We start from the raw sequence: 11,391 nt of genomic DNA on the forward strand, positions 1-11,391 counted from the left end.
CTTCGTCATTTTATCTTGGTGTTTTGTGCCTATACATTTATCCTGTGGCATCAGTTAACTGGGGGACTACAAAGGCGGTGGGCAAATCGACCTTTAAACACTTTTGTGGAAGCCTTGGCAGCTTTTCGGACAGCGATGTCTTTCCGTTTCTTTGAGTGGCTGACCGAGAATCGGGATGTGTTTGCCGCTTACAAAGCCAGTTTAGGCTTTGTTTGGGCTTGAAATTTGTTTAAGTCCCAATAGCAGAGAGTCTTACGATGAAGACGGGCTAAGTAATGAGGCGTTGTCAAATTGAAAGATGATCCGAATCAGCTTGGAACTGAAATTACTTTGATAGCAAGGATTGCATTACATCTTTCCTATTCTGATCTGACAACGCCGCAGCTTGAGTGGAATGCTAGACCCTTCTCGGCGGTAATTATGCCCAAATTGAGGTGATTAAACCCCACAGTGCCATATTAAGTCTTATTAAGGAGTGTTAGACCGATGGCAGTGGGATACTAGGATGGAGAGGGTTGCTTGATCGCAGGGAGCGGTATAATTGATGGCTGGGCTGAACAAGAAGGAGAATTCATGTACAAAGATGATATTCTGAACCTGATCAAGCAATCACCACTTGAGATTGATACTGAAATACAAATGACTGGAAAGCCCCCAACAATGGCTAACTCCGAATTTCTCACGAACAAGGAACAGGGTGATTGGGCTGAAACAATCGTCTTTAAGGCAGTCAATGAATATTCTGGTGATTATTTTGCTGTTAAATATGGGCGTTCCGAATCCATAGCCGCAGGTGATGATGGATTTGCTGATTTCTATATGGAATATCAGAGTGAACTTAATGCGATAGGTAAGAGGCCAGATATCTTGATATTTAAGGTCAGAGACTTTCCAGATGGAAGTATTGACATTGAAAATGATCAGCACATAAAACAGGCTGTGGCTGCGATTGAAGTAAGATCAAGTTCTTTTTTAGCAGACAAATATGCGGCATTCATGCGGGACAGACAAGATCGGGCCATTAAAAAATGCGACGAAATTAGACAAGACATAATCAATACCGACCTTGGTGATCTATTAAGGCGAAAAAACCAGACAATTTACAATCTAATGTTAAATGCTACAGATGACACCTTTAGAGAATTAGACTTTCGTTGTCCGTCATGGTCATCAACAAAAGAGTTAAGAAATCTAACTGAATTACTGAAGAATCTCAAAGAAAATATAAAAATACTGCACAAACGCGATTATTTGGGCATTACCCCAAAAATTGAAGATGTTGCCTTGGTCAACAGGTGGATTCAGAAATATAATGTCAAGCATTTTTATCTACAAGTATTTTTTGACAAGGCATATATAATATCATTTAAAGATATTTTGGCACTGGTTTCAAACGATAACAATGATGGAAATAATTTTTCAATAGAAAGAGATGTAAAAAATCAAGGCAAAACTACGATCAAGATCAATGTGCAAATTGGGAAAGAAGTCCTTGGAAAAATTGATATGCCTGAACATAAATCGGCTCTGAAAGAATTAGATAGGGGGCGTCTGCTTTTTTATGTGACTTTTGCAGGCGGTAAGGGATACCTTGATAATAAAATATTTCTAAGGGATGTTATTAATGCGTGAGTTAAAATATATAGCTGAAACTCCACTTAATCATAGGAAGGATTACGGCCAGTTTTTTACACCTATGTGCGTTGCTCGCCTCATGGTACAGTGGGTTTTAAAAGATAATCCAGAAACAGTATTAGACCCAGCGTTTGGCTTAGGCGTTTTTTATGATGAAGCAATAAAAACACCTTCAGGTAATCAAGTAAATTTCATTGGATATGAGATTGATAGAAATATATTTGAGTTTCTTAATCCTAAGGGTGACAGTCCTTATTTGAGAGTTATCAATAGTGATTACCTCGAAGCTGAAACTGAAAAATTTGACGGTATCATTTGTAATCCACCATATATGCGATTTCAGAAATTTCTTAAGCGTCATGATATATTACCAAAAATTGAAGAAAAAATAGGTAAGAAACTTATCGGTTACTCTAATATCTCTTCCGTATTCCTTGTCAAGTCTTTAAGAGAACTTAAAATCAATGGTAACTTGGCGTATATTATGCCTTTTGAGTTTTTTAATACTGGCTACGGAAAAGAAATCAAAAAAAGTCTCCTCGAAAATCATTTATTGAAGCAAATAATAATCTTTGCCAATGAAAAAGAAATTTTCCCAGAGGCAACGACAACTGTTTGTGTGCTTCTTTGTAAAAATGACGAAAAAAAAGAAACCATTAAAATTTTACAGATCAAAAAAAGTGATGAAATAGATAAAATATCTGATATTAGTAAATTCTATCAGTGGGAAATCGAACCATCGAATTTACCATACAACCAAAAGTGGACACCTATTATTTCATCATTGTTCACTGAACAAGTATCTCCAAATGGCTTCTGTAAGTTGTCCCTATACGGTACGTTTACGAGAGGTATTGCTACTGGTGCAAATGAATTTTTTGCGTTAAAAAAATCAAAAATTGAGCAACGGAAGTTAAGTGATAACAATATTTGTAAGTGTATTACAAAAAGCTCTCAAATCCGCAAAGCAGTATTTACTGAGCATGATTTTAATATACTATACAATGAGGATAAGCCAGTCCATTGTTTAGATGTAAAAGACCACGACAACTCCGAAATACGAAATTACATAAAAGAAGGCGAAAAATTGGGATATCATGGGAGGTATCTTACAAAAACAAGGAACACCTGGTACAAAATTGAAAAGAGAAAACCGGCTCCAATTTTATTCGGTGTCTTCAGCAGGGGCAGGTTAAAAGTAATACGCAATTTCACAACAGCAATAAATTTTACCTGCTTTCATTCCTTTTATCCAAATAAATTCGGACAACAATTTATTAATAAATTATTTGTGTATTTGCTCAGTGATATTGGACAGGAAATAATAAAAATCAATAAACGAAGTTATGGTGATGAATTAGACAAGTTTGAACCAAGGGATTTGAACGATAGCTTATGTCCAAGCCAGAAACAATTTGAAATGATCAGTGATGAAGATGCTGAAGAAGTAATTAGTATTGCACAAAATGATCACCAAAAAGCAATTCTCATGAGTAATGCTCTGATCAAAAGACTTATGGACTCCCAACAATGCGCTGCACCGGACGGCAATTCCGCCGCACCCTAAGTGCGATCGCTATATTACTTCTTAACAACTCTCTACTCGCTAGAGAAATTAATTGAATGGAAACACAGTACTTAGTCTAAACTCCAGACTGGATGGATAAAGTCATGAAATGTTAACAAATATCAGCGAGATAGGGGCTTTTTATCGGTAAATGTTAAGTTTTGTTGCAGGATTCAACACTTGTGCTAAACCCCAGCAGAAAGTGATATACTAACATATTTAGAGTTTACGAATCATAAAAGATGAATAAAATTAGGACTTACGCAATGTATAACAAATTTCTTGTTTGCTTGACCACTTTTACGGTCATTATAGGAATGACAATCTCCACAAATGCTTATGCTAAAAAAAACTCTGTACAAAATGCAAATAACAACAAAATAGAATTTACTGACTCTCTAGACTTATTCCTGATAGCTCAAACGAATAGCCCAGTTATTGGACAATATAAATGGTTTAATGGCGATATTATGACTGTTAATGGGAATGGAACGTTAAAGTCGGCAAGAGGAGATCAGGGTAGATGGGAGCGAGGAGCTAACAATTCTTATACTTTCCATTGGAATAGTGGGTGGATTGATAGACTGGTTTTATCTCCTAATGGTTCTCGGCTAGAAGGTAATACCTTTGAACCAGGAAGTAATAATACATATAAAGTGTTTGGTACAAAAATAAGTATAGATGGAATTTATGATTGGTTTAATGGTGATATTATGACTGTTAATGGGAATGGAACGTTAAAGTCGGCAAGAGGAGATCAGGGTAGATGGGAGCGAGGAGCTAACAATTCTTATACTTTCCGTTGGAATAGTGGATGGATTGATAGACTGATTTTATCTCCTGATGGTTCTAGATTAGATGGTAACACTCTAGAACCAGGTAGTTCTAAGACTTACAAAGTTTGGGGTATTCGTAGATCATAAAAATATATCCTAATGATCTTCATAGTTTTCAATCAATACTCCTATCACTGTACAGGGAGCGTAATATATTTACAGCTTATAAATCAGTTTAGCTGTAGGGTGCGTTCCCTGATGCAACTCCTACCGCTGCACCGATAGATTTTGAGGAACGCACCATGCACATTCATTGAAGCAAGTGATTGCCAGCTAACAACGCCTCTGCACAGCGACTGCCCGGAGTTAATCGGTGATAGTGAACAGCAATCAGTGAACTGAAAACTCACATCTGATCTCTGACTTCCCAACCCCTGCTATACAATGGTTTTTGACTTGTTTTTTGGAAGGGAACGCTAAACCATGTATTCGATCGATATTACCCTGAAACTCTCCCCCATCCCCATTTCCGTGCAGCGCAAGGAAGAAGCAGCAGCAGACGCTTTGTATCAAACAATTACTAACGCTATGCGATCGCCGAATCCCGAATTATTAGAATTAACCTGCGAAAAACAAACCGATAAAAAGGTGGCGGTTTTGAGCGATCAGATCAGTGCAGTGATTGTTTCACAAAAATCTGGGGCTGCCTCCACCGGTAGAGCGCCGGGGTTTGTCGCTTTAGCCACAGAATAAGTAGGTAGGTGTTAAAAGTTCTCAGATGCCTCCGCCTATCGGCACCCCCCTTATCAAGGGGGGCAGGGGGGATCAGAGGCAAAATCTATCTTCAATTTAATTATAACTACTTACTTAGTTCTTTAATCAGTTATCAGTGAGCAGTAATCAGTAATCAGTGACAAGAAAACGGCAACCGCCTACATAACACTTTCTACTCAAAACTCAAATCTGATAACTGATAACTGATAACTGATAACTGATAACTGATAACTGATAACTGATAACTGATAACTGATAACTGATAATTCATGACTATAAAAGTAAAAGATCTCTGGTTTAGCTGGCCGAATGGGAAATCAGTATTAAATGGCTGCTCTTTGCAAGTTCCCAGAGGAGAATTTTGGATGTTGTTGGGGACAAATGGCAGCGGTAAATCAACCCTGCTGCGGCTCTTAGCGGGATTATTAAAACCTAGTCGCGGGGAAATAGAGATACCTAACCCCCTCGGTTTTGTTTTTCAAAATCCCGACCATCAGTTAGTTATGCCAACAGTGGGGGCAGATGTGGCCTTTGGGTTGGTATCCGAGGGTTTATCCACGCCGGCAATTCGGGCGCGGGTGCGGGAATCCCTAGGGGCGGTGAATTTATTAGAAATGGAAAAACGACCGATCTATGCTCTCAGTGGCGGACAAAAGCAAAGAATCGCCATTGCGGGGGCTTTAGCTCGTCATTGCGAGGTTTTGCTCTTTGATGAACCCACCGCCCTTTTGGATGGGGATACCCAGTTAGAATTAGTCTCTCAAGTGCAGAAATTGGTCAAAAACCGAGGGATTACAGCCCTTTGGGTGACGCATCGCCTTGATGAATTGGATTACAGCGATGGGGCATTTTTGTTAGAGGGTGGCAAGGTAACGGATCGGGGAAATGCCCTAGAATTAAAAGCGAGATTATTGGCCAGTGCGGCGGGAGAATCCTAAATTTTTTGTTAATATCATTAGGATGCTGTTTTTTAGAACTGCCCTTAATGCCAGACAAATTACTCTCAAAGCCATGCTTAATTCTTCTGATCGTTCCCTTCTGCTGGTTGACGGCTACAACGTCATCGGCGCTTGGCCGTCCCTGAAAAAAATCAGCGATCGCCACGGTCTCGAACCAGCGCGAGACAAGTTAATTGAAACCCTAATCGGTTACACCCACCATCAGGGTTATCAAACCCAAATCGTCTTCGATTCCTACCTCCAAGATACCCCCAGCAGCCAGGAACGCTACACTAACCATTTATCGGTTTATTTTACCGCCCACGCTCAAACCGCCGACACCTATATCGAGAAAACCTGCGCCGATTTTTGGCACGATCGCGCCCCAGCTATCGGACGGATTATCGTCGCCACCTCTGATAATGCCCAAAAAATGACCGTTATGGGTTATGGGGCCCAGTGGATTTCCGCTCAACGTCTCGAAATCGAGGTGGATTTAACCGGTCGTCGTCTGAGACAATCCCAGAGTTCTTCTCAAAGTCCCAAAGGGCGTTTTTTATTCCATTCTCTCGATGCTCAGGTGCAACAGAAATTAGAGAAAATGCGCCACGGAATTAGTTACCAAAAACCTTGACAAATTACCCCAAATATGTATCGACAAAATCCCCATTAGAGGCACAGGTAACTGTGTCTCTAAGCTTTTCAAGGTCAGTTGCGGTCTAGGGGATTTTGTCAAAAGCTGGCCCCTCTAAACCACTGGTTTCACAGTTGCAATTCTGCTAAACCTAAATAATAAATTCCCGTGGGGGTCACTTGCAAGCGACAGGGTAAAACCTTGACTCCTTTAGCCACTGCTTGACGCAATAACTGCCCGTATTTAGTATCCTTACTATCCCCCGGAGCAAATCGGTCACAATCACCCCGATTAATAAAGTAGAGCATAATCGCTTCCGCTGCCGGCAATAAAGCCATTAATTCCTGTAAATGCTTCTGTCCTCGCGTGGTGACAGTATCGGGAAAAAGTGCCGTTTCTCCCTGATTCCAAGTGGTATTTTTGACCTCGATATAGGTGAGGGAATTATCCCCATGGGTCAACAGAAAATCAATTCTACTGCCGTTATTTTGACCGTAGGCCACTTCCGATCGCACTTCGGTGTCATTTTTGACCAAATCGGGAAAAAATCCTTGCAACAGGGCATTTTTCACCACCTGATTAGGAAGATTGGTATTAACTCCCACCCAAGTCTCCCCCAGTTGAATCATCTCCCAGGTATAAGCTAATTTTCGCTTCGGGTTATCACTGCGAGAAAGATAAACCGGTTGACCTTCTACGCATACATCCGTCATCGGTCCGGTATTAGCGCAATGGGCCGTAATTAATTCTCCGTTGTCCAATTGTATATCGGCAAAAAAGCGTTTGTAACGTTTAATTAAAATACCCTTGACAAGAGAAGGGTAAGTGTGAACCAACAAGGAAGTCATCAAATTTTCGCCAGGCTATATAAGGTAAAGAATAGCCTTTTTTTGGGAGTCTTAATCTGAAGAAAGGAGACCCTTCAGTTATCAGTGAACAGTGATCAGTAAACAGTAATCAAACTATTTTCCTTTATTCGTAGCAGGCATTGTACTCTCTTCGGTTTGGTGGGTAAAATGTATTCTAAAATACAGTTCTGCTGGCGAGCAAATGGAACGAACCACAAAGACACAAAGGACACAAAGATTGATCGGTATTATATAAGTTAAACTTATCACACAAAGAATAAGAGAGCCGGCATTTTACTCCCCTTGCCTCCCCGATGTCGGGGGGGTTGGGGGGGTTGGGGGTAAGGGAAATTAACCATCTCTGCGATTACTTTTGAAAAATGGCATCAGTGACAAGAAAACGGCAATTTTCTACTTAAGACTGTCCACTAAAAACTCACATCTGATCACTGATAACTGATCACTGATAACTGATAACTGATAACCGCTCAGGTACAATAAAACCTTGAGGCTTAATAGACATTGAGATTATGGGTAACACTTTCGGACGACTATTTCGGGTTTCCACTTTTGGAGAATCTCACGGGGGTGGGGTAGGAGTGGTTATCGATGGTTGTCCCCCGCGCTTAGAAATTTCCCAAGAGGAGATTCAAATCGATTTAGACCGTCGCAAACCGGGACAAAGCAGAATCGTGACCCCGCGCCGAGAAAATGACATTTGTGAGATAATTTCGGGCGTTTTTGACGGCAAAACCCTCGGTACACCGATCGCTATTTTAGTGCGGAATCAGGATGCTCGTTCGCAAGATTACAACGAAATGGCCGAGAAATTCCGACCTTCCCATGGGGATGCTACCTACGAAGCAAAATACGGCATTCGCAACTGGAAAGGAGGAGGCAGATCCTCGGCCCGGGAAACCATCGGCCGGGTGGCCGCAGGAGCGATCGCTAAAAAAATCCTTAAATCTGTCTATAATGTCGAGATTATCGGCTATGTGAAGCGAATTAAAGATATTGAGGCAATCATCGACCCCAACACCGTCACCCTCGACGAGGTGGAAAGTAATATGGTGCGTTGTCCCAACGGGGAAACGGCCGCCCAAATGATCGCCCTGATTGACCAAATTCGCCTGAATAAGGACTCGATCGGCGGTGTGGTGGAATGTGTAGCCAGAAATGTGCCGAAAGGTCTAGGAGAACCCGTTTTTGATAAGCTAGAAGCCGATTTAGCTAAAGGTATGATGTCCTTACCTGCGAGTAAGGGATTTGAAATCGGATCGGGATTCGCGGGAACCTTCTTAACCGGCAGCGAACACAATGACGAGTATTTTATCGATGATAACGGGTTAATTCGCACCACTAGCAATCGTTCGGGGGGTATCCAAGGGGGAATTAGTAACGGTGAAAATATTATTATCCGCATCGCTTTTAAACCGACCGCGACTATCGGTAAAGAACAAAAAACCGTGACGCGCAGCGGGGAAGAAACCACCCTGGCAGCCAAAGGAAGACACGATCCTTGTGTTTTACCCCGGGCCGTCCCCATGGTGGAAGCGATGATGGCTTTGGTATTATGCGATCATCTGCTCCGTTTTCAGGGACAATGTACGATTAGCGATCGCTTTTTCTAAACCTTTACCTGCGATGAAATTTTTATTCCTTCATTCCAATTTTCCCGCCCAATTTCGCCATTTAAGCACGGTTTTGGCTCAAGACCCCGGAAATCAAGTGATTTTCGGCACTACCAGGCAAGAGGGAGAGATAGCGGGGGTAAAAAAATTTATTTACAAGGAAAGTCGCGCTGTTTCTCCCCAAACCCATCATTATGTCCGTCCCCTCGAAAGTGCGGTTTTACAAGGTCAAGCGGTTTATGGTGTTTGCCAACAACTGAAAAATCAAGGTTTTTATCCCGATATTGTCTATGCACATTCTGGCTGGGGGCCGGGCCTATTTATCAAGGATATTTTCCCGAAAACTAAGTTTTTAGCCTATTTTGAATGGTTTTATCATGCCCATGGTTCCGATGCTGATTTTGATCCGGCGGATCCCCTTAATGCTGATGCCGAGGCCCGGATTAGAATTAAAAATGCGCCAATCCTCATCGATCTGGTCAGTTGCGATCGAGGTTTATCGCCGACTATCTGGCAAAAACAACAATTTCCCCCCGAATTTCACTCAAAACTGACGGTTTTGCACGATGGCATCGATACGGACTATTTCTGTCCCCGTCCCGATGTGCAGTTAGTGATTCCAGAGATAGGTTTAGATTTATCCGGTGTTAAGGAGATTGTCACCTATGCAACCCGGGGAATGGAACCTTATCGCGGTTTTCCCCAATTTATGACGGCTGTTTCCCTAATTTTAGCCCGTCGGCCTAACTGTCATGTGGTGATTGTCGGGGAGGATCGAGTCGCTTATGGAAAAACTCTACCGGACGGCAAAACCTATAAACAATTGATGTTAGAAAGCCTTTCTTTAGATTTATCCCGGGTGCATTTTACCGGTTCTCTGCCCTACGGTCAATATAAACAGGTTTTACAGGCATCGGCAGCCCATATCTATCTTACTCGTCCTTTTGTGCTGTCCTGGTCAATGTTAGAGGCTATGGCCATGGGTTGCGTCGTGATTGGTTCCGATACTCCCCCCGTGCGAGAATTAATTACTGATGGGGAAAATGGTTTATTAGTGGATTTCTTTTCTCCTCAACAAATAGCCGACCGCGTGGATGAAGTGTTAAATTATCCCCAGGGTTGGCAAAATCTGCGTTTAAATGCCAGGGAAACTATCAAGCAACGCTACGACCTCAAACAATGTTTACAGGATCATCTAGATTGGTTATTGAGTTGATGAAATGAGAGCATTTTCAAAAAAATACTGTCTTTTAAAGGATTCATATCGCTATTAAATTCTTTCTCTTACAATCCTAATTCCTTCCCAAGCAGGAATATTACCTGCTCGTCTTTCTTCTAATAATACGGAGGCGATGAAACGGTTAAAAAATTGTTCCCTTTTGATGGAATATTGAGAATTTAATTCTCGGCATTCTGCAACTGTTAAGTTAACCCATAATCTTTAGATAGGCGGAAAAAATCAGCATTTTATATGGTTATGTTGATTCAATATTTTTTATCCCTGCTCTAAATTCCCGCAGTGCTTGAGCATGATTTTCTGTATTAGTACAACGCATCAATAAACCTACATATAAACTCGGTAAAAGTTGCGATTTACTAACAGCTTCATATCCATCATTTCCTAAACTATAAAACAATAACTCATCATTCATCCAAAACCAAACTTCAGGAATTTGTAACCGTTTGTATGCTTCCAGTTTATCAATTCCTCCACTACTAACAACCAACTCAATTACTAAATCAGGATGTTTTCTATTTGCTCCCAATTCATAGGATTTATCACCTTCTCTTTTAACCTTTTCAAATTCATTTTCTAAGGTGACAGAACCAGTAGGAGTAAAATCTAATCCCAAAAATTCTAAATAAATTTCTAGTAAAGCACCAATACGTTCTTTGATGGTTTCGTGTTTTTTTCCTGGCATTTTTCTAATCTCCAAAACTCCATCTAAAAAAGATAACCTTAACCCTGGACGATCGATCAGCTGTTCAACAGCTTTAAATTCTCTCCAGGTTAAGTCACTAATTAAAATTGGTTCTGCTTCTCGTTCGATTAGTGTAGTTATCATGATTTAAACCCAAATTTAGAGCCTGAATTTTGTTCACTATGATATGATATAAAAACAGAGTATCATAAAAAACATCATGCAAGCATACAAACTCAAAGGAAAAATTGATCAATCTGGTAACTTGCTGATTACCGAACCCCTGAATTTACCCCCCGGAAACGTGGAAATTGTAGTTTGGGCAGCCACAGACACCCTTGATCATACCACAAACCCAACCACTGAACCAGCACCAGAAACACCAAAAAGAAAATCTAGGATCAAAGCATTTCAGGGTTTATTTGAAAATGCCCCTGCCATTCCGGCAGACTTTGATCCAGATCAAGCTGAATATGAATATTTAAAGGAGAAATATAATCTGTGAAAATCCTGATAGATACTAATATCATTATTGATAATGCCTTAGAAAGAGGGCTCTTCGGGAATTGTTATGCAAATAATTAACTTAAAATAAAATTCGATGAGAGCACCTACGCTCAAAAGTAGCTGAAATCCATACAGGGAAGGACTTAAGGCACAAACAGG

General features: G+C 40.9%; 11 protein-coding genes and 1 pseudogene. 10 read left to right on the forward strand and 2 right to left on the reverse strand.

What is annotated here, in order from left to right:
* The 7 genes and pseudogenes from H6F92_RS22825 to H6F92_RS22855 form a co-directional block, all read left to right on the forward strand.
* Positions 1–222, forward strand: a pseudogene (locus tag H6F92_RS22825) (IS701 family transposase); the annotation flags it as partial.
* Positions 223–519: 297 nt separating this feature from the next.
* Complete coding sequence (locus tag H6F92_RS22830) at positions 520–1,632, forward strand: AccI family restriction endonuclease (protein ID WP_223212300.1); 1,113 nt, start codon at positions 520–522, stop codon at positions 1,630–1,632.
* The gene (locus tag H6F92_RS22835) at positions 1,625–3,202 is read left to right on the forward strand and encodes an HsdM family class I SAM-dependent methyltransferase (protein ID WP_190359612.1); all 1,578 of its coding nucleotides are present in this window, start codon (positions 1,625–1,627) and stop codon (positions 3,200–3,202) included. Before H6F92_RS22830 ends, H6F92_RS22835 begins: the two co-directional genes overlap by 8 nt.
* A 266-nt stretch (positions 3,203–3,468) precedes the next feature.
* Positions 3,469–4,125, forward strand: coding sequence for a hypothetical protein (locus tag H6F92_RS22840; protein ID WP_190359613.1), 657 nt, complete (start codon positions 3,469–3,471; stop codon positions 4,123–4,125).
* Positions 4,126–4,461: 336 nt separating this feature from the next.
* Positions 4,462–4,731 carry a UPF0367 protein family gene (locus H6F92_RS22845; protein WP_002742026.1) on the forward strand — a complete coding sequence of 90 codons (270 nt, stop codon included), beginning with the start codon at positions 4,462–4,464 and terminating at the stop codon, positions 4,729–4,731.
* A gap of 290 nt (positions 4,732–5,021) precedes the next feature.
* Positions 5,022–5,690, forward strand: a complete 669-nt coding sequence (locus H6F92_RS22850; protein ID WP_190359614.1) for an energy-coupling factor ABC transporter ATP-binding protein — start codon at positions 5,022–5,024, stop codon at positions 5,688–5,690.
* 73 nt (positions 5,691–5,763) lie between these two features.
* Positions 5,764–6,324 carry an NYN domain-containing protein gene (locus H6F92_RS22855; RefSeq protein ID WP_190359615.1) on the forward strand — a complete coding sequence of 187 codons (561 nt, stop codon included), beginning with the start codon at positions 5,764–5,766 and terminating at the stop codon, positions 6,322–6,324.
* 128 nt (positions 6,325–6,452) lie between these two features.
* On the opposite strand, the gene sfsA is transcribed toward H6F92_RS22855, so the two are convergent.
* Positions 6,453–7,172 carry a DNA/RNA nuclease SfsA gene (gene sfsA / locus H6F92_RS22860; RefSeq protein ID WP_190359616.1) on the reverse strand — a complete coding sequence of 240 codons (720 nt, stop codon included), beginning with the start codon at positions 7,170–7,172 and terminating at the stop codon, positions 6,453–6,455.
* Positions 7,173–7,702: 530 nt separating this feature from the next.
* Here sfsA and aroC point away from each other — a divergent pair.
* Positions 7,703–8,803 (forward strand): chorismate synthase, encoded by a 1,101-nt coding sequence (aroC, locus tag H6F92_RS22865; protein ID WP_190359617.1) that lies wholly within the window; start codon positions 7,703–7,705, stop codon positions 8,801–8,803.
* 13 nt (positions 8,804–8,816) lie between these two features.
* The gene (locus tag H6F92_RS22870; RefSeq protein WP_190359618.1) at positions 8,817–10,019 is read left to right on the forward strand and encodes a glycosyltransferase family 4 protein; all 1,203 of its coding nucleotides are present in this window, start codon (positions 8,817–8,819) and stop codon (positions 10,017–10,019) included.
* 259 nt (positions 10,020–10,278) lie between these two features.
* Here the strand turns inward: H6F92_RS22870 and H6F92_RS22875 are convergent, their stop codons facing one another.
* Positions 10,279–10,869 (reverse strand): Uma2 family endonuclease, encoded by a 591-nt coding sequence (locus H6F92_RS22875; protein WP_190359619.1) that lies wholly within the window; start codon positions 10,867–10,869, stop codon positions 10,279–10,281.
* Between the two features lie 76 nt (positions 10,870–10,945).
* Between H6F92_RS22875 and H6F92_RS22880 the strand changes: the two genes are divergently transcribed.
* Positions 10,946–11,230 (forward strand): hypothetical protein, encoded by a 285-nt coding sequence (locus H6F92_RS22880; protein WP_190359620.1) that lies wholly within the window; start codon positions 10,946–10,948, stop codon positions 11,228–11,230.
* Positions 11,231–11,391: the final 161 nt, after the last annotated feature.

This window comes from Microcystis wesenbergii FACHB-1317 (assembly GCF_014696875.1).
GTDB lineage: Bacteria > Cyanobacteriota > Cyanobacteriia > Cyanobacteriales > Microcystaceae > Microcystis > Microcystis wesenbergii_A.